A 20,276-nucleotide genomic window follows, 5' to 3' on the forward strand; every position below is an offset into this window, starting at 1 on the left:
CATGAATTGGTATGTCGTTTATACAAAACCTAAGTGGGAGAAAAAAGTAGCAGAAAAATTAAATGAAGCAGGGATAGAATCCTACTGTCCTTTAATCACTCAGATTAAACAATGGTCAGACAGAAAGAAAAAAGTAGAAGTGCCTCTTTTTAATTCTTATGTTTTTGTCAGGTTGTCTGATATGGAAAGGAATTCAGTTTTTCAGGTTCCAGGTGTAGTCCGGTATTTGTTTTGGTTAGGGAAACCTGCCATAGTTCGTGAGGAGGAAATTGTCGAAATAAAAAAAAGCCTTTCTGATACAAATATTTCAGATGTTTTAGTAATGCCTTATAAAAAAGGTGATAAGATAAAATTAGATACGGGCGCTTTTAGTAATCATCAGGCAATTGTTAAGGAAGTAACAAATACACATTATATCCTTGTTTTAGAAACTTTAGGATGTGTTTTGAAAATAAAATATAAAAAAGAATCTTTCTAATTTTTTTTTGTAAGATATTTAGCGCTTAAAATAATAAATTAAAAAAGAATAAAGCATCACTGAATTTAGTGATTTTTTATTCTTTTTTTTTTGACGTTTATTTTTTGTTAACTGACTTATAGCTTTTTAATTTATATTTTTTTTTAGGAGAATTATAAGATGTTTTTAAAGTTGATAAAATTGACTTTATTGTGCTATATTTGCCGAAATTCAATCTTTCTGTCCATTTCACAACTGTGACTTGGAACAGCGAAGCTGTGCAAATAATAAACGAAAATTAAGGAAATGGATATGAAAAATGATGTAAAGGTAGCCGTTATAGGATTAGGTTATGTAGGTTTACCTTTGGCTCGTTTATTTGCTACAAAATATCCCGTTATAGGTTTTGATATCAATCAATCAAGAGTAAAAAGTTTAAAGCAAGGCGTAGATACAACATTAGAAGTTGAAAACAGCACCCTACAAAGTGTCCTGGTTGATACTCCAAATAAAACACAAGGTCTGTATTGTACTTCAGATATAAAAGATATTGCAGATTGTAATTATTTTATCATAACAGTTCCTACACCAGTGGATAAAAATAATCGTCCGGATTTGACTCCACTTTACAAAGCTAGTGAGGCGGTAGGAAAAATGCTGAAGCAAGGCGATATAGTAATTTATGAGTCAACAGTATATCCTGGTGTAACAGAAGAACAATGCGTGCCAGTTTTAGAAAAAATATCAGGATTAAAGTTTAATGATGACTTTTTTGCAGGATATTCACCTGAAAGAATTAATCCCGGAGATAAAGAACATACAGTAGAGAAAATCCTGAAAATTACCTCAGGATCTACTCCTGAAGTTGGTTTAAAAGTAGATGCACTTTATAAATCTGTTATTACTGCCGGTACTTACCTTGCGCCAACAATAAAAGTTGCCGAAGCTGCTAAAGTGATTGAGAATTCACAAAGAGATATTAATATTGCTTTTGTAAATGAACTCGCAAAAATTTTCAACTTAATGAATATCGACACTCAGGAAGTATTAGCAGCAGCAGCTACCAAATGGAACTTTCTGCCTTTTAAACCAGGTTTGGTTGGAGGTCATTGTATAGGTGTAGATCCCTACTATTTAGCTCAAAGAGCACAAGAATTTGGATATCACCCTGAAATAATTTTAGCCGGGCGTCGTTTAAATGACAGTATGGGCGAATACATTGCCTCTCAGATAGTGAAATTAATGATTAAAAAAGGTATTTCAGTAAATCATGCAGAGCTCTTAATGTTGGGGATTACCTTTAAGGAGAACTGTCCTGACGTTCGTAATACTAAAATTGTAGATGTTATAAGAGCATTAAAAGAGTATGGAATTTCCGTAACAATATATGATCCATTGGCAAATACAGAAGAAGTTAAAAAAGAATACGGATTTACAACAACAAGTATTCTTCCAAAAGAAAAATTTGATGCTATAGTTTTAGGTGTCGCACATTCAGAGTTTTTGAAATTGGATTTTCTGGAAATTAAAAAAGACAATAGTTTAATATATGATGTAAAAGGAGTTTTAGGGGCTATAGCAGATAATAGATTATAGTTTTTGACCTTCTTTTTTTATTTAGAAAAATATGGATACAAATAATTCAGTTACACATGTTATTTTAACCGGAGGTGTTGGTAGCAGATTATGGCCTCTTTCCCGTAAAAGTCAGCCTAAACAATATTTAGAAATATTTGAAGGAAAATCATTATTTGAAATGACGGTTGATCGTAACAGTCATTTAGCAAATAAAGTAATGGTAGTAGGAAATGTTGACAACCACCATTTAAGCGGAAATGTTATGGGGAAATCCCAAACAGTATATATAAATATTGTTGAGGCAACACCTAGAAATACTGCAGCGGCTATCGCATTTGCAGCTTTTGCGTCAAACCCTGATGATATATTGATAATAACGCCATCAGATCATATTATTGATAAAATAGAGGATTATGATAATGCTATAGATCAGGCTATTCAAAAAGCACAGGAAGGTTTTATTGTAACTTTCGGAATTATTCCAACTAAACCAGAAACTGGTTATGGTTATATAGAATCAAAAGGAGACAGAGTAATTTCATTCAGGGAAAAACCAAATGAAACTACTGCTAAAGAGTTTATTGCAAAAGGAAATTTTTTGTGGAATAGCGGAATGTTTTGCTTTAAAGCCAGCGTCCTTTTAGAAGAATTGAAACAATTTCAGCCTGAAGTTTACGAAAAATCTAAAATTGTATGGGAGTCAAGTGAAAATGGTTTCTTAGATTTAGAAACTTCTTTAGAAATCCCATCAATTAGTATAGATTATGCTGTAATGGAGCGTAGTAAAAAAATAAAAGTTGTTCCGGCTTCATTTGTCTGGTCAGATTTAGGCTCTTTTGAATCTGTTTATGATTATTTGGTTTCTAAAGGGCATCCAATTGATAAAAACGGGAATATGGTAATAGGGTGTGATAAGCACACTACTTTTCTGGGATTGAAAAATACAATTTTTGTTTATACAGCTACGGCTAATTTAATTTTGCAAAAAGAAAATTCCCAAGATGTAAAGGATATATATAGTGCTTTAGAAAAACAAAACTCTGAATTATTAAATTAAAATGAAAAAAATTCTTATAACTGGGGGTGCAGGTTTTATTGGTTCACATGTAGTAAGGCGTTTTGTGACTAAGTATCCTGAATATCAAATTTATAATTTAGATGCTCTAACTTACGCTGGGAATTTGGAGAATATTAAAGATATAGAGAATCATCCCAATTATAATTTTGTAAAAGGAGATATCGTTGATGAGGCTTTTATTAATGAACTTTTTTCAACTCATAATTTTGAAGGTGTATTACATTTAGCTGCAGAATCTCACGTAGATAGATCAATTGAGGATCCATTGGCATTTGTGAAAACAAATGTAATCGGGACGATGAATTTACTTAATGCAGCAAAAAAGCAATGGAAAGATAATTTTGATGGAAAAAGATTTTATCACATTAGTACAGACGAAGTTTATGGTTCCTTAGGAGCTGAAGGGCTTTTTACAGAAACGACACCGTATGATCCAAACTCTCCATATTCTGCTTCAAAAGCAAGCTCAGACCATTTTGTTAGGGCGTATGGGGAAACCTATGGATTGCCATATGTATTAACAAATTGTTCGAATAATTATGGATCGTATCATTTTCCCGAAAAACTGATTCCGCTTTTTATCAATAACATTATCAATAATAAACCACTGCCTGTTTATGGAGATGGTAATTATACCCGCGACTGGCTTTTTGTAGAAGATCATGCTATTGCAATTGATTTAGTATTTCATGAAGGAAAAAATCACGAGACATATAATATTGGAGGCTTTAATGAATGGAAAAATATTGATTTGGTTAAATTATTATGCCAGATTATGGATCAGAAGTTAGGAAGGGATTCAGGTACTTCCGAAAAGTTAATTACTTATGTTAAAGACAGACCAGGACATGATTTGCGATATGCAATTGATGCAACTAAAATTAACAAGGAACTTGGCTGGAAACCATCAGTAACTTTTGAAGAAGGTCTGGAAAAAACCATTAATTGGTATTTAAATAATGAGGAATGGCTAAAAAATGTTACTTCAGGGGCGTATAAAGATTATTACAAAAAACAATACTCTTAAAATAAATTTATTCTTAATCAGAATCCTTCACCAAAAATCAAACACTATTAGAATGAAATATATAAAGATTATTCTTTTATTTACTTTAATGTTTTCTTTCCAGGTAAAAGCGCAGGATTTAATGAAATCAAGTGATTTAAGCACTGTAAAAGTAGATTATTTATCTGATGCAGATATTGCTAAAATAAGGACACAATTGCAAAATAATAACATGACAATTGATGAGGCGGAAGCTATGATTTTGTCAAAGGGAATGAGTGCAGCAGAATTCTCCAAGTTAAAAGCAAGAGTAAATGAAAAAACAGTCGCAAAAAAAAATACCGAAAATCCTGTTGTAAAGAAAAAAGATTCTGGGCGGGCTCATGACAAAATTTTGAACAATAAGGTAAAAGACTCTGCGAATGCTTTAATATTTGGATCTGAATTATTTGATAACCCAACATTGAATTTTGAACCTGATTCAAATTTGGCCACTCCTATGAATTATATTTTAGGCCCCGGAGATGAACTTCAGGTAAGTGTTTACGGAGTACAGGAGTATAACGCAAGTATACCGGTAAGTGTAGAAGGAAAAATATCCATTCAGTATGTAGGACAAATTTCAGTAGCAGGAATATCAATTGAGGCTGCGACACAAAAAATCAAAGCCGCAATTGCAAAAGTTTATAGTACTGTCAGATCTGGACAATCTCAGGTTAGTGTTAGTCTTAGTCGTATCAGAACCATCAAAATTACTATTGTAGGTGGTAAGCAGCCCGGGAATTATTCTATTTCATCTTTGGCCACTGTTTACAATGCATTACATTTAGCAGGTGGACCAGGCAAAAACGGTAGTTATAGAAATATTGAATTAATTAGAAACAATAAGGTTTATAAAAACATTGATATTTACCGTTTTTTGGTTAAAGGAGATCAATCAGATAATGTGGCTTTAAAGGAAAATGATGTAATTAGGATTCCGGTTTATGCACAAAGAGTTACTGTAGAAGGTGAAGTTAAGAGACCCGGAATTTTTGAGATGAAAAAAGGTGAAAAATTCTCGGATTTATTAAATTTTGCTTCCGGATTTAATGAATTTGCATATACAGCATCAGTAAATGTTCTACAAAAGACAGGTAAGGAATTTAAAGTTTTGGATATTAATGAAAGTGAATTTTCGTCTTATTTGCCAAAATCAGGAGATGTTTTCAGAATCACTAAAATTTTAAACCGATTTGAAAACCGAATTAAAATAGATGGTGCTGTTTTTAGGCCGGATTATTATTCTTATACAGAAGGAATGAGAATTTCAGATCTAATTACACGGGCAGAAGGTCTTAAAGAAGATGCATATACCAAAAGAGCAAGAATCATCCGTTTAAAGTCTGATTTAACTACTGAAATAGTAAATGTTGATTTAGCCAGCGCTTTGTCTGGAGATTTGAGTGCAGATATTGAATTAAAAAGAGAAGATGAAGTAACCGTATACTCAATTTTAGATTTTAGAGAAGAATATAAAATTACGATTGATGGTGAAGTAAAAAATCCAGGCGTCTACGATTATTACGACAATCTCACATTGAATGATTTAGTTGTACAGGTAGGTGGCTTAACAGGTTCAGCTTCTAAAAGAGTTGAAATAGCCAGAATGATTAAATCTGATGAAATTGATGACACTAATCCTAAGCGAATAGAATTGGTTGAATTGGAAATTACAGCTGATAATAATGAACAGGTGAAGAATTTTGTTTTGAAACCTTTTGATGTTATAAACATTAGAAGAATGGCTGTATATGAAAAACCACAAATGGTTACAATTACCGGAGCAGTAGCTTATCCAGGGAAATATGTATTGGCAAATAAAAAAGAGTCTGTATATAATGTAGTGATGAGAGCTGGTGGTCTAACATCTGTTGCTAACCTAGAGGGGATGAAGATTAAGAGGCCTATTAAGGAGGAACAAATTAACGAAATAAAAAGAGTTGATTTAAATTTATCTAAAAATGATACGTTAAAAGAAAACCTTACCAAAAAATTAAAAGAGGAATTAAAATATGTGACAATTCCCGTAGATTGGAAAAAAATTGTTAAAGACAAAGAGCATTATTCAAATGTCACTTTGTTTCCTGAGGATGAAATCGAAATCACAACATTGAATGAAGGAGTTAAAGTTACAGGAAATGTGCTGCTTAATTCTGAAATTCCGTATAGAAGTGGTAAAGGTTTTAAATATTATATAAATGCAGTAGGAGGAGTTGACAGTAAAGGCTGGAAGAAAAAAGCTTATATTATTTATCCAAACGGAAAAGCAGCTGTAACTGGTTCTTTTTTATTCTTTAGGTCTTATCCTAAAGTTACTCCGGATTCTCAAATCGTGGTCCCTGAAAAGCCGGAAACAAAGAAAATGACAACTGGAGAATGGGTTAGTATAGGAAGTGTAATTACTAGTTTGGCATTGCTTATAGTAACTGCATTTAAATAATTTTCTCGACTCAATACTGTTTGCGTTCAGTTAGAAAAACTTAAAAATATATTAACTGATAATAGCGATTCAGAAATGAAACATATATAAAGAATGAGCGATAAAAATCTTAACGACGAAATAACTTTAAAAGAATTATTAGAAAAAATAAAACAATGGTATTTCTATTTGCTATCGAAATGGAAAATTATTCTTTTGGCTGGAGCGATTGGAGGAATTTTAGGATTGAGTTATTCTTTTATAAAAAAGCCAATCTATACAGCAACTTTAACATTTGCTTTAGAAGATGAAAAATCAGGAGGAATGAGTGGAGCCTTAGGGTTGGCTAGTTCTTTTGGTTTTGATTTAGGCGGAGGCGGAGGAAGTATATTCACAGGTTCTAATTTGACTGAGCTGTTTAAGTCTCGTACCATGGTTGAGAACACTTTGTTGACTCCTGTTACAATAAATGGGAAAGTTATTTCGTTGGCCGAAATGTACATTCAAAATAATGATTGGAGGGATGATTGGAATGATAGTCCTAAATTTAAAAATATTCAATTTTTGCCTAATGGTAAACGAGATTATTTTACCAGAGTACATGACAGTATATTGGGAGTAATTTATCAAAATTTGTCTAAAACTTCATTGGCAGTAGCACAAAAAGACAAAAAAACAGCTATTATATCTATGGATGTAGCGTCTACTAATGAATTATTTTCATTGTATTTCAGTGAAGCGCTAGCTAAACAAGTGGGTAAGTTTTATATAGACACCAAAAGCAAAAAAGCACGTATTAACATGGATATTTTGGAACATCAAGTTGATTCGGTTAGAGCTGAGCTAAACAGTGCTATTACAGGTGTAGCTGTGGCTAATGATAATACTTTTAACTTAAATCCGGCGCTTAATGTACGTCGTGCACCTTCAGCTAGAAGGCAGGTAGATGTACAGGCCAATACAGCTATACTTTCTGAATTGGTTAAGCAATGTGAATTGGCTAAAGTGAACCTGCGTAAGGAAACGCCTCTCATTCAGGTAATTGACCGGCCTATCTTGCCACTGCCAAAAGAGCGTTTTGGGAAAGCTAAGGGGCTTATATTGGGGGCTATTTTTACAGCATTTTGGATGATATTATTTCTGATAATTAGAAAAATTACAAGGAATTTAGCTCAATATTAGCAGTTTTTCAATATACAAATTAGATATATTTGGATGAATATAAGGCAGATATTAAATACCATTGGGATTGACGGTGCTATATTTTATACGGTATTGGCCAGAGTGTTACAAGGTGGTGGTGGAGTTATTTCAATTCTTTTTATTGCAAGTTTTTTAACAAAAGTTGAACAGGGTTATTATTATACTTTTGGAAGTATCTTAGCTATTCAGATTTTTTTTGAATTAGGTTTGTCAGGTATTATAACGCAGTTTACGGCACATGAATTTGCCAATTTAAAATGGATAAATAATTATGAATTAGAAGGTTCGCCTGAAGCAATGTCTAGATTGTCTTCTTTGCTTCATTTTTGTATAAAATGGTTTACGGTAATTGCTTTTTTATTATTTTTTATTTTAATTATAACAGGATATATATTTTTTCAAAAATATGGAAAAGGTGATAGCAGTGTTAGTTGGGTATTACCTTGGATAATTATTGCAGCTGCCACCGCAAGCTCATTAGTAGTTACGCCTATTTTGTCTTTCTTGGAAGGTTTAGGCAAAGTTAAAGATGTTGCTGTAATTAGATTAATTCAGCAATGTAGTCAAATTTTTATTCTTTTTATTTGCTTGATATCTGGATTAAAACTTTATTCGAGTCCAATTGCAAATGTGATTTCATTAATTATAGCTCCAATTTTTATAATATATTCAAGTAATTTAAATAGGTTGAAATTTATCTGGACGCAGTTACAGCATTGGAAAGTTAGCTATAAGCTTGAAATTTTTCCTTTTCAATGGAGAATAGCATTGAGTTGGATAAGCGGCTATTTTATGTATCAACTTTTTAATCCAGTCATTTTTGCTACTGAAGGACCTGTTGTAGCTGGACAAATGGGAATTACATTAGCTGTTTTAAATGGTGTCTTAACAGTATCATTAAGTTGGATTAATACTAAAATTCCTTTACTCTCCAGCCTTGTAGCGCAAAAGAATTATGAAATGCTGGACAACGTTTTTTATAGAACCATGAAACAGTCTAACTTTATAAGTTTTATTTGTTTGGCTATTTTAATTAGTGGAGTTGCATTTTTAAAATATAAAGAACTCACTATTGGGAATAGATTTCTGCCTTTATTGCCATTGATTTTATTGTCGGTTACAACTTTTGTTAATCAATTTGTTGCTGGGCTTGCTATTTATTTAAGATGCCATAAGAAAGAACCATTTTTAATTTTTTCAATAGTAATGGGAGTCTTAACCGCAATTTCTACACTTCTGTTGGGTAAAATATATGGACTAATAGGAATAGTGGCTGGTTACTCTGCATTAACTGTTTTTGTAAGTTTGATTTGGGCGCTTTGTATTTTTAAAGTTAAAAAGAATGCTTGGCATACAACATAAGTTCTTATATATTTTAAAAATAATTCCAATACTAACAATAACAAAGAAATGTTTAATATTTTACTTCTGGGGGGGACTGGTTTTATTGGTAAAAATATAATCGAATCATTTCAAAATGAGGTTGATTATAATTTAATTATTGTTTCTCGAAATACGGAATTAATTGATAAATCTTTTTTCCTTGGTAAAAATGCTGAAATTATTTTAGGTTCAATAAAAGATTCTAATTTTATTGAAAAGATTATTCTGGATTATAAAGTGAATGTTGTTTTTCATTTGGTTTCTAGTTTAATACCAGCAAGTTCTCAAACCGATTTTTATAATAGTTTAGATGATGTTATTGTTCCAACATTTAAATTAATTGATTTTATTGCGACGAGAGATATAAAATTAATATTTTTTTCTTCGGGTGGCACAATTTACGGAAATTCAATTGGGTTAATAGAAGAAGATACTAACTTAAGCCCAATTAATAATTATGGGTATTCGAAACTGATAATTGAAAATTATATTAGATATAAAAGCAACATAAGCTTACTTGACTACATTATACTTAGACCATCTAATGTGTACGGAAAATATCAATCTTTTGACGGAAATCAAGGGTTTATTTCCGTAGCAATCAATAAAATTCAAAATGATCAGATAATTACTATATGGGGTACAGGCAAAGTGATTAGAGATTATATCCATGTAGATGATTTGACTGCTGTTTTAAAAAAGATTTTATCAAATTCAATCTGTAATAACTCATTTAATTTAAGTACAGGTATTGGGTTTTCGTTGTTAGATATCATAAAGATTATAGAAAATAATTTAAATAAAAAAGCTGTCTTAAGTTTTGATTGTGAAAGAATTGTAGATGCTAATTCAGTAATTTTAGATAATTCAAAAATTTTAAAAATTATTGATCATGATTTTATAAACATAGAGGAAGGAATAAAATCACAAATTAATCATTTTAATACAACTTTTTATAATGCAATCTAATTTAGCCATTGCGATTCCAACCTATAACCGATCAGAAATACTTAAGTTTAATTTAGAAAGTATACTGGAAGAATTAATAAAATTTAATATTCCAGTATATATTTCAGATGATAGTACAGAAAATAATACCGAATTACTTATTAAGGAATTTAAAAGTAAGCACGGCTTGTTTTATTACAGAAAGAATGAGGTAAGATTTGGACATGATTTAAACTGTGTCAATACAATTACATTTGCTAAAGAAAAATATGTCTGGTATCTTGGAGATTCTATGATTATTGAACCTGGTTCAATCGAACATGTTTTGAAATGCATCGAGAATGAAGATTTTGATTTTATTTGTTGTAATGCGGAGGGGAGAGATTTAAATGTTGAATCAAGTATTTTTACTGATAAAATAGAAATTTTTAAAAATTTATGTTGGCACCTTACACTAACTGGGGCAACAATCTATAATAAAGAAAAGTTAGTGGGACTTCTAAATTTTGACATTTCTAAATTTAAAAATTTTCCTCAAACAGCTATTATATTTGAACAATTAGTAAATAAAAAATCAAATTTGTATTGGATAAATAAAAATCTTGTTCGTAATAATCCAAATAAAACAAGTTATTGGGCTAGTAATGTCTTTAATGTTTTTTTGGAAGATTTAAGTTCTTTTGTATTCAATCTACCTGAAGAATATCCTCTACTTTCAAAAATTAAAGTAGTTAGGGATCATTCTCTGAAAACTGGAATTTTTAGCTATTTTAGTTTTGTAAATTATAGAATTGAAGGTCATTATGATTATAAAACCTTTTTGAAATATAGAAAAAAAATTAAAAGATTTACTCAGAGCAAAATTTATATTTTAGCGATAATAGCCCTGTTTCCTAAGGGGATATTGAAATATATAAGGAATTTATATACAGTAGAACCTTAGTAATTTATAGTCTGATCCATTTATTATATGATTTTGTAAGGCGAAAATATATTTTATCAAAAAAATAAATAAACCATTAGTAGTGAAATTAGCCGCAATTGTTATTGTATATTATCCAAATATCGAAGATTTAAAAATAAATATATTTAGTTTTATTGAAGATATAGACAAGTTGATTATTTGGGATAATACACCAGCAAAAGATCAATCTCATTTTAATTTAGATTTTCCAGAAATTAGAAATAAAACCCTTGTATTTACGACAGGCAAAAATGAATTTATTGCTTATCCATTAAATGAAGCAATAAATTGGTGTTTAGAGAATGGCTATAACTATTTATTGTCAATGGATCAAGATAGTTTATTTGAAAATGGAAGCTTTAGAAGGTATGTCAATAAAATTAAGTTAAACCAAGATTTTAAAATCGCAATATTTGGAGTAAATCCTAATGGTCAATTTTTGACTCGAGAAAGCTTTCTTGAGACAAATTGGTTTATTACTTCTGGTTCTATATATGATGTTAGTATTATAAAAAAAATTGGAGGATTTAGAGAAGATTACCAAATCGATTGTGTCGATAATGAAATTTGCTATAAAGTAATAACAAATGGTTATAAGGTTGTAGTTGATACACATTGTAAAATGAATCAAATTTATGGATCTCCCTTAAAGTCGAAATACGGATTTACAACTTCTGGCTATTCACCATTTAGGACATATTCAATTCTTTGTAATCATATTTTACTATGGAGAGAATACCCTAATATGCTTGATCGTAATCTTAAGAGAACTATCCTTAAAGATTATTTGATATATAGATTTGTAAAGATAATATTGGCGGAAGATAAAAAAAAGAAAAAGCTACTGGCTTTATTTAATGGACTTATAGACGGTTTAAAAGGAAAAAGACAGCAAAAATTTGTTGGCTAAATTATAAGTATGACTAACAATGTAATGATTTCCATAATTATAGTGAATTATAATACAAAAGAACTATTAATTAATTGTATAAATTCAATATATAAGGAAACAAAAGAAGTAGATTTCGAAATAATTGTTGTTGATAATAATTCTAATGATGGTTCAGAGTATGCCATTAGAGAAAAGTTTAAAAATGTAATTTTCATTCAAACTGGTGAGAACTTAGGATTTGGGCGAGCAAATAATATAGGAATAAATAAATCCGGTGGAAAATATCTTTTTCTTTTAAATTCAGATACTATTTTATGTAATAATTCGATTAAGGTTTTTTTTGATTTTTATGAAAAGTATGATAATAAGATTGGTAACATTGGTGCTGTAGGGGGAGAGTTGTTACAAGATGACGGTAAATCAAGAAATCATTCTTCTCACTATTTTCCCAAGATGCAAGATGAATTTAAAATTATTTGGAACGCATTTATTTCTAAGATTTCAAAAAGCATGATTTTGAATACCAAAAAGGAAGCTATTTTAGAAAAAAATGAGAAATTTAAAAAAGTTGACTATGTGACAGGAGCTGATTTATTTATATGCAAATCCAAAATGATTGAAGTGGGGTGTTTTGATAAAAAATTTTTCATGTATTTTGAAGAAACAGACTTGCAGAAACGTTTGATAAAAATGGGTTTTGATAATTATTTAATTTCAGGAACTGAAATTATTCATTATGAAGGCGGAAGTTTTAATAAAAAAAAATCAAGCATTCGTACTTTTATGTTAGATCAAAGTAGATTTTATTACTATAAAAAACACAATAATATAATTTTTTATTTCTTTTTTAGAGTATTATATTTTATAATTACAATTCCGCTTTTTTTTGATTTCAGTTTAAATTATTCCATGCGAAAAAAACTTCTTCTGCTTAGATTGGGATATGGTAGCAATATAGTTGAATGATAAACTCGGTTCCATATCTAATTTTTGTTTTTTTTTATGTTTTATTATTCACATATTCAATATTCATACAAACAGACAAATATGATCTTTTTAAAATAAGAGTTTTTTGTATTGTATTATGTGTTTTATTTTTAGGATGCAGAGGGTTTATTGGCTGGGATTGGTATAATTACTTTGTAACATTTGATGAAGTCCCAAGAATAACTTCAAAAGAGTTATGGGGTTATTTCGGTAATACTTTAATGGAGCCGGGCTTTATTTTATATTGTTCCGTTATTAAGTTTTTTACAAATAATTATCACGTACTAACCCTTGTTAATACATTAATTGATTTAGTTTTTTTAAATTGGTTTTTAAAAAAATATTTGCCACCAAAGTATTATGCTTTCGGATTTACTGCATACTTTTTTTTCGGAGGATTCTATTTTGAGACAGATTTATTAAGAAATGCCAGAAGTTTTTTCATTTTTTTATTTTCAATAAAGTATATTGAGGAAAAAAAAACAGGTTCTTATTATCTATTAAATCTTCTGGGCTTATTTTTTCATTTAAGCTCAATTATTTATCTTTTTGTTTATAAAGTTCTAAATTTCAATATAAAAAGATCTGTTTTTATTGTAATAGTCATTCTAGGAAATATACTTTTTTTGTTTAGAATTGAGTTTGTAAAGCCAATTATACTTTTTGTAGCTAATTTAATCGGAGGTAGATTAACTTATTTGGCAAATGTTTATTTTACAGAAGATGTTCAATCTTATGGTTTTTCCATCGGTTTTGTAGAAAGAAATCTTGTTGCTTTAATGGTTTTAATTTATTTTAATGAAATAAAAAGTTACAATAAAGCTTATAACATTTTTATAAACTCCTATTTTATATATTTTATACTCTTTTTTTTCTTTTCAGAAGTTAGTGTATTAAGTATTCGTTTTGGTCTTTTATTTTACTTTTCTTATTGGATTTTGATTCCTATAATTTTTGATTTGATCAAATCGCGTTTATTCAAATCTGTCTATTTAACTTTCGTGATATCTTTTTTCTTTTTAAAAATGTTTGGTATGACAAGGGAGATAAATTATTCATATGAAAATATTTTAATCGATAACTCTGACTATTATAGAAAAAAAGTTGATTTTGAAGAATTTTTGAATAAGAATAATGATAAAAAAAATTAGATTTTACGAACTGGCAATGTCAGGGGAATATCATGTTGAAATAAACTTAGGCTTATTATTAATAATGTCTAAAATTTATACTGATTATGATTATAAGTTTCATGGTGAAAAAAATCATGTTGCACGTTTGTTGAAGAGAAATGTATCTAAAAAAATTAAGTATAAAGCATTTCCCTTTTTTCCTAAAGCGATATTAAAAACTATTTTACTGAGGGACTTTTTTGGATGTATTTACAGTACAATTGGTTTTTTTACTTCTAAAAAAAATGATATTCTTTTTTTTACCAACGTATTACCGTTTACCCATTGGAGTATTTTTATCTTAAATTGGTTTTTTAGGCGAGATTGTTTTATCTGTTTGCACGGACAATTAGAAGCCTACATGCCTGGAAATAATTTGAGATTCACAAAGTATTATTTTAGTTTGCAGTTGCCTATTTATAAAAATGATAAAAGAAGCAAATATGTTGTTTTTGGGGATATGATTTATAAACAAATTAAAAATATTTTTAACAATGATGCAAAATGTATTGTTATTGATCACCCATATATTTATGATTACAAATTAGATTCGAAAATAAAATTAGATTTACCTATCAAAATTGGTCAAATAGGTGTTGGAGATTATGGAAAAGGAACCCAGTTTATCTTCAAACTTGCAGACTTACTAAAACCCTATATTTTGGAATCAAAGGTTAAGATATATCTAGTAGGTAAACTAAATGAAGGTTTACGTTATTTAGATAACGGTTTGGTAGAATGGAATACTGAGCCATTATCAAGAGAGGATTTTAATTCTAAAATTGAAGAGCTTCATTTTAGTCTTTTTTTTAGAGATAAAACTACAGGTACAGTAGTAGCTAGTGGTTCATTTATGGATACTGTTAAGTATTTAAAACCATATTTGGCAATTGATAATCCTTATATTGAATTTTATAACAGTAAATTTCCAAATTCCGGCGAGCTTTTTGAAAATGTAGAAATGATGGCGCTTTATATCTCTAATTTTATTGAGCTTTCAAACAAAAATGAATACTTTGATAAAATCTCTTCCCTAAGGGCTTTACAGGATTCATTGTCAATGGTAAGCATAACCCAAAAATTTAAAGAACAGATATAATGAAAATAGCCCTGCATCTTCTAAAATCACTAAAACATGGAGGAGGTGAAACTGTAGCATTGAATTATGCCAAGATTTTGAATGACTTAGATGTTAAATCTGTTTTCGTAGGGAAAAAAGTTTCTTTAGAGTTCACAGATATGATTTCAAAATATGGGAATGTTCAAGAAAAAATAAGTAAATCTGATATACTTAAATCAGATTATTTATTTGTTCACACAAATATGAATTTATTAAAGCTAATCAGATATTTGCCACTTATTAAAAGACATAAAAAAAGGGTTTTTTATATTCAGCATTTAAATTACTCTGAAAGAAAATTTAGTATACTTTGCAAAATAATTAATTTGGTTTGTACTGATTTTATACAAATAACTCCAATTATAGCAACTAACGTAAAAAAGTATGTAAAAATAAAAACATCATATTTGAATAATTTTTATTTGAATTTAGAGAAAGAAAAAGATTGGGATGAAATTAGACGAATAAAGCGTCAAGAGTTAAATATTAACTCAACTGCTGAGGTTATAATGTTCTCTGCAGTTTTCAAAGAGGGTAAAGGTCTTAGAGATATGTTAGATTTAGTTTTAACTACGATAGAATCTTCTGAAAAAGATTATGTCTATTTAATTGTTGGTGACGGTCCTGAAAGATATTTAATTGAGAATTTTAAGTATAGAAATAAAGTAATATGGACAGGATTCGTTAATAGGGTTGAAGATTATCTAATTGCTAGTGATATATACTTTTTTCCTTCTCTTTTTAATTTTGAAATGATGCCTATGGCATTGATTGAAGCTATAAATCTTAATAAAAAGATATTGTCTTACAAGACTGATATAAATGATTACTTACTTAATGATCTTACATGTAAAAATCTTGATGAAGTTTTACATAATTTGAAAAATGATATTTATCCCGGTGAAATGATGAAATATAATTATCAATATGCATTTAAAAAATTTAGTGATATATTATGAAGATTCTTCAGTTAGTTAAATACTACGATCCTTGCCAAGGAGGTATGGAAACGGTAGTCAAGAATATAGTAGAGGGCTGTGTAGCTAGTTTTAAAAATAAAAGTTTTACCGTGTACTCGAATAGTCACAAACAAAATTTTAAAAAATCTGTTGAATTAAAAAATAGAGAAACAATAATAAAAGAAATTACGCCAGCTCATTTAAAAAGCCAACCTTTAAATTTGAGATATCCATCACTAAAAGGTCTGATAATAGATAATGATGTTATTCATCATCATTATCCTTTTCCAACAATGGAGTTTACTTTATTAAGATATTTAAAATACATGTCTCATAAGAAATTTATTATTACATGGCATGCTAATATAAAAAATTCAAGATGGAGTTGGATTGAAAGGATTTATAATCCCATGATTGAAAAACTACTTGATAGAGCAGATTCAATAATTGTTACTTCTCCTCAACTTTTTGAAACATCAATCATACTTCAAAAGTATAAACACAAGGTTCGAACAATACCACTTAGTTTTGATCCTAAATATTCATCAGTTAGTTCTAAATTATACCCTTCAAATAGATGTTTTGAATTATTATTTGTAGGTAAGCTACGTAAATACAAAGGTGTTGAATTTTTGATAAAAGCAATTGAAAATTTAGATGTTAAATTGAATGTTGTTGGGAATGGTGAAGAACTTTATAAGCTAAAGTTATTAGTTGATGAATTGAATATTAAAGAAAAAGTGTTTTTTACTTCTGACGTTAATGATGAAGAGTTATCTAAATTTTATAAAAAGTCCGATTTGTTTATTCTCCCTTCAATCAATGAGGCAGAAGCATTTGGAGTTGTTCAGTTAGAAGCGATGGCAAATGCGCTTCCGGTAATAAATACAAAATTAGATTCTGGTGTGCCTTTCGTCTCATTAAATGGTTATTCAGGAATTACAGTATTACCTAATGATGTTGATGGATTAAGAGTTGCAATTGAAGATATAATTTCAAATAAAGATTTGTATGAACTATATTCTAAAAATGCTTTAGACAGGGTGAGTTTTTTTTCCAGAGAAAAAATGTCCAATGCCTATAAAGATTTATATGAAGGGAATTGATAGAATGAAAATAACTATAACTGGACAATCCGGATTTGTAGGTACGAATCTTAAAAATTATCTGAATTCATATAAAGTTGAACCACTAAGTATCCGTTATATACCAAATCAAAAAATTGAGATTAATACAGAAATTGTTATTCACCTTGCTGGCAAAGCACACGATTTAAAAAAAGTTTCTCAACCAAAAGATTACTATGAGGCAAATTACGAATTGACTCAACAATTGTTCGATTCTTTTTTAAATTCAGAAGCTTCAGTTTTTATTTTTATCAGTACTGTAAAAGCGGTAGCAGACGAAGTGGAAGGAATTGTAACTGAAGAAATGAGACCTGATCCCAAAACCCATTATGGTATTTCGAAACTACAAGCAGAGGAATATATTTTAAGAAAGGAGTTGCCTGAAGGGAAACGAGTTTACATACTTAGACCCTGTATGATTCACGGTCCGGGAAATAAAGGAAATTTAAATTTGCTTTATCAATTGGTCGCTAAAGGTTTTCCTTGGCCATTAGGAGCCTTTGAAAATCAACGTTCTTTTTTAAGTATTGAAAACTTATGTTTTGTGATAAAGGAATTATTGGAACAACCAAATATACCATCAGGTATTTATAACGTTGCGGATGATGGTTATTTATCAACAAACGAGTTAATATCGATTCTGGGTGAAAGTTTGGGTAAAAAAGTAAGTATTTTAAAAATTCCGATTAAGATTATAGAAACTATTGCTCTCTTTGGTGATTCATTAAAACTTCCGCTTAATAAGGACAAACTTCAAAAATTAACGGAAAGTTATATGGTAAGTAATAAAAAAATAAAGAAAGCAATTGAAAAGCCATTGCCAGTTAGCTCTAGGGAAGGTCTAAAAAATACATTTGATTTTTTTAGACATAATAGGCAAATAAACTAATTAAGTTCTTTATTAAAATGAATCTATTTTCAAGATTTGAATAGTTTGTGATTGATCCTTTGTTAAATATTCTGAATTTTGGGTAATCTGATAACTGCAAGCATAGTCCTTTTTCAATCTGATGTTTCAGAAATAAAAAAAAATGTTGATTGTATTTTGGACACTGGAGGGAATATCAGGCTTTATTTAATTGATAATTCGGCCGGATCTCATTTTTCTTTTTTTTCTGTAATAGATAATAGAATTGAATATATTCATAATGATATTAATGTAGGTTATGGCGGTGGGCATAATATAGCTCTTAAAAAGGCAATAGAATTAGGTGCCAAATATCATTTTGTTATTAATCCAGATATTTGTTTTAAGTCGGATGTTATTATCACAATGGTAGAATATATGGAAATTAATAAGGAAGTTGGTATGATGATGCCTCAGATTCTTAACGAAGATGGCTCCATTCAGTTCCTGCCTAAATTGTTGCCCAGACCATTTGATGTTATTATGAGAAAATTGAAATGGCCTCATTTTTATTATAAAAAGTTTATTGAACGTTATGAGATGAGAATAGCTCCAAATGATATTGTATATTGTACTCCAGTTCTTTCAGGCTGTTTTAATATTTTGAGGCTTGAGTCAATTAAAGAGGTAGGTATGTATGACGAAAACTATTTCATGTATTTTGAAGATTGGGATTTATCCCGAAGGATGTTTAAAAAGTATAAAACAGTTTATTATCCGAAAGTTTCGGTGTATCACGGATACGAATCAGGGGCTTCAAAAAAAATTGGCTTGTTTTTTACTTTTTTGAAATCTTTTTTTATTTATTTTAACACATGGGGTTGGTTTATTGATTTGGATAGGGCAAAATGGAATAAATATGTATTGTCTCAATTCTCATTTTTAAAACAAGATAATTTTTAATATTATATGTTTATCATCGCAGCGATAGCTTATGCATTTTCAATATTTATCGATGTGTCTGTGTATCATTTTAAATATTACATTCAGGATGATAAAAATATTAGGCATTTATTTTCAATGATTAATATTTTTCAATATTCAGCCCGTTTTTTTATTTTGATATTTACACCTATTATGGCGTATTTGACTGAGTCGGTAAAGGACAGAAATGAGGTTTGGTTTGTTACTCTTTTGTCTCATTTTTTTGTTGTATTGTTTTTGTTGCCTCTTTATTCGTATAGGTTTAGTTCTTGTTTTTCAAAGAGAATAATAAACATTCTAAATTTATTTTTCGGAAAATCTAAACCACTTAAATTAACATATATTGAAAAGCAGAAATACTTACAAAAACCCTTTATCTGGTCTGATTTTTATTTGTTTTTAACTAATTATATTGCAGGTTTTTTATTTTCTATAAGTATTACTTTTCTATATTTTATTAGTTTTTATTATCCGCAGAAAGCTTTAATGCTAAGTTCCGGTACGCAAATTATTAACATGTTTGGGTCAATGTTGCTAATATTATTTATTGACCCAAAGATTATGGGGGCTATTGATGATGGTAGGGGACATCAGGAAATTACGATTTTAACCACAAGCCGCATTTTAGTTCATATAACATTGATATTGATACTTCTTTCTATTAGATGAGTTTAGTAATCCTATCTTCATTGCTAACGTTTATTTTTTTTTATTTAGCGTGTTATAACTATGCTAATTCAAAAAAGAAGTTGTGGCTTATGATTTGTTTTGTTGTTTGTTCTTTTTTGTTAAGAATAGTAATTGATCCAGTCTTAAATAATGACTTTGATTTGTATTATAATTTTAAAATTTTTCATAAGCCAAGAAGTTTTTTTGCTTTTTTTCTAAAAGAGCCTTATTTGTATTCTGTTTATGCTTTTTTTGATATTTTTTCAAACGACAAAGGAATAATTTTTTCCTGTCTGTATTGGTTTAATTATATAATAATAACCCTTTTTTTTGTCTGGCTAATAAAACTTAAAGATATTGAAGTATGGAAAAAGATACTCCTGTTTTCAGTTTTTTACTTTTTTTTCGCTTTTACTTTGTTAAGAAATGCTCCTGCGTATG

18 protein-coding genes are annotated in these 20,276 nt (G+C 29.2%); all 18 read left to right on the top strand.

Translation table 11 applies throughout. The features are described 5' to 3' along the window. Position 1 precedes the first annotated feature (1 nt). The 18 genes from AAEO57_RS02440 to AAEO57_RS02525 all read left to right on the top strand — a co-directional run bounded on the left by AAEO57_RS02440 (position 2) and on the right by AAEO57_RS02525 (position 19,835). Positions 2 to 478 (top strand): UpxY family transcription antiterminator, encoded by a 477-nt coding sequence (locus AAEO57_RS02440; protein WP_341689178.1) that lies wholly within the window; start codon positions 2 to 4, stop codon positions 476 to 478. A 291-nt stretch (positions 479 to 769) separates the two neighbouring features. Then, positions 770 to 2,053 (top strand): nucleotide sugar dehydrogenase, encoded by a 1,284-nt coding sequence (locus AAEO57_RS02445; RefSeq protein ID WP_341689348.1) that lies wholly within the window; start codon positions 770 to 772, stop codon positions 2,051 to 2,053. Between the two features lie 31 nt (positions 2,054 to 2,084). Continuing rightward, positions 2,085 to 3,092, top strand: a complete 1,008-nt coding sequence (locus tag AAEO57_RS02450) for a mannose-1-phosphate guanylyltransferase (RefSeq protein ID WP_341689180.1) — start codon at positions 2,085 to 2,087, stop codon at positions 3,090 to 3,092. A 1-nt stretch (position 3,093) separates the two neighbouring features. Further along, positions 3,094 to 4,140 (top strand): dTDP-glucose 4,6-dehydratase, encoded by a 1,047-nt coding sequence (gene rfbB, locus AAEO57_RS02455; RefSeq protein ID WP_341689182.1) that lies wholly within the window; start codon positions 3,094 to 3,096, stop codon positions 4,138 to 4,140. 52 nt (positions 4,141 to 4,192) lie between these two features. Beyond that, complete coding sequence (locus tag AAEO57_RS02460) at positions 4,193 to 6,601, top strand: SLBB domain-containing protein (RefSeq protein ID WP_341689185.1); 2,409 nt, start codon at positions 4,193 to 4,195, stop codon at positions 6,599 to 6,601. Positions 6,602 to 6,694: 93 nt separating this feature from the next. Then, positions 6,695 to 7,762, top strand: coding sequence for a Wzz/FepE/Etk N-terminal domain-containing protein (locus tag AAEO57_RS02465; RefSeq protein WP_341689187.1), 1,068 nt, complete (start codon positions 6,695 to 6,697; stop codon positions 7,760 to 7,762). A 33-nt stretch (positions 7,763 to 7,795) separates the two neighbouring features. Continuing rightward, positions 7,796 to 9,145 carry a polysaccharide biosynthesis protein gene (locus tag AAEO57_RS02470; RefSeq protein WP_341689189.1) on the top strand — a complete coding sequence of 450 codons (1,350 nt, stop codon included), beginning with the start codon at positions 7,796 to 7,798 and terminating at the stop codon, positions 9,143 to 9,145. A gap of 48 nt (positions 9,146 to 9,193) precedes the next feature. Next, positions 9,194 to 10,135 carry an NAD-dependent epimerase/dehydratase family protein gene (locus AAEO57_RS02475; protein WP_341689191.1) on the top strand — a complete coding sequence of 314 codons (942 nt, stop codon included), beginning with the start codon at positions 9,194 to 9,196 and terminating at the stop codon, positions 10,133 to 10,135. Beyond that, positions 10,125 to 11,057: a glycosyltransferase family 2 protein gene (locus AAEO57_RS02480; RefSeq protein WP_341689193.1), complete on the top strand. Its 933-nt coding sequence runs from the start codon at positions 10,125 to 10,127 to the stop codon at positions 11,055 to 11,057. The genes AAEO57_RS02475 and AAEO57_RS02480 overlap by 11 nt, the downstream gene beginning before the upstream one ends. 82 nt (positions 11,058 to 11,139) lie before the next feature. Next, a complete protein-coding gene (locus AAEO57_RS02485) occupies positions 11,140 to 11,988 on the top strand; it encodes a glycosyltransferase family protein (protein WP_341689195.1) in 849 nt (282 codons plus the stop codon). Positions 11,989 to 11,997: 9 nt separating this feature from the next. Continuing rightward, positions 11,998 to 12,936, top strand: coding sequence for a glycosyltransferase family 2 protein (locus AAEO57_RS02490; protein ID WP_341689197.1), 939 nt, complete (start codon positions 11,998 to 12,000; stop codon positions 12,934 to 12,936). Then, complete coding sequence (locus tag AAEO57_RS02495) at positions 12,933 to 14,108, top strand: EpsG family protein (protein ID WP_341689199.1); 1,176 nt, start codon at positions 12,933 to 12,935, stop codon at positions 14,106 to 14,108. The genes AAEO57_RS02490 and AAEO57_RS02495 overlap by 4 nt, the downstream gene beginning before the upstream one ends. Then, a complete protein-coding gene (locus AAEO57_RS02500) occupies positions 14,092 to 15,228 on the top strand; it encodes a hypothetical protein (RefSeq protein ID WP_341689201.1) in 1,137 nt (378 codons plus the stop codon). The genes AAEO57_RS02495 and AAEO57_RS02500 overlap by 17 nt, the downstream gene beginning before the upstream one ends. Next, on the top strand, positions 15,228 to 16,208 hold the full coding sequence (locus AAEO57_RS02505) for a glycosyltransferase (protein WP_341689203.1): 981 nt from the start codon (positions 15,228 to 15,230) through the stop codon (positions 16,206 to 16,208). The genes AAEO57_RS02500 and AAEO57_RS02505 overlap by 1 nt, the downstream gene beginning before the upstream one ends. Beyond that, positions 16,205 to 17,314 (top strand): glycosyltransferase, encoded by a 1,110-nt coding sequence (locus AAEO57_RS02510; protein WP_341689206.1) that lies wholly within the window; start codon positions 16,205 to 16,207, stop codon positions 17,312 to 17,314. Before AAEO57_RS02505 ends, AAEO57_RS02510 begins: the two co-directional genes overlap by 4 nt. Then, positions 17,301 to 18,224 carry an NAD-dependent epimerase/dehydratase family protein gene (locus AAEO57_RS02515; RefSeq protein WP_341689208.1) on the top strand — a complete coding sequence of 308 codons (924 nt, stop codon included), beginning with the start codon at positions 17,301 to 17,303 and terminating at the stop codon, positions 18,222 to 18,224. The genes AAEO57_RS02510 and AAEO57_RS02515 overlap by 14 nt, the downstream gene beginning before the upstream one ends. A 78-nt stretch (positions 18,225 to 18,302) precedes the next feature. Next, positions 18,303 to 19,145, top strand: coding sequence for a glycosyltransferase (locus AAEO57_RS02520; protein WP_341689210.1), 843 nt, complete (start codon positions 18,303 to 18,305; stop codon positions 19,143 to 19,145). A 6-nt stretch (positions 19,146 to 19,151) separates the two neighbouring features. Then, on the top strand, positions 19,152 to 19,835 hold the full coding sequence (locus AAEO57_RS02525; RefSeq protein WP_341689212.1) for an alkanesulfonate monooxygenase: 684 nt from the start codon (positions 19,152 to 19,154) through the stop codon (positions 19,833 to 19,835). Positions 19,836 to 20,276 lie beyond the last annotated feature (441 nt).

Source organism: Flavobacterium calami (genome assembly GCF_038290035.1).
Classification (GTDB): domain Bacteria; phylum Bacteroidota; class Bacteroidia; order Flavobacteriales; family Flavobacteriaceae; genus Flavobacterium; species Flavobacterium calami.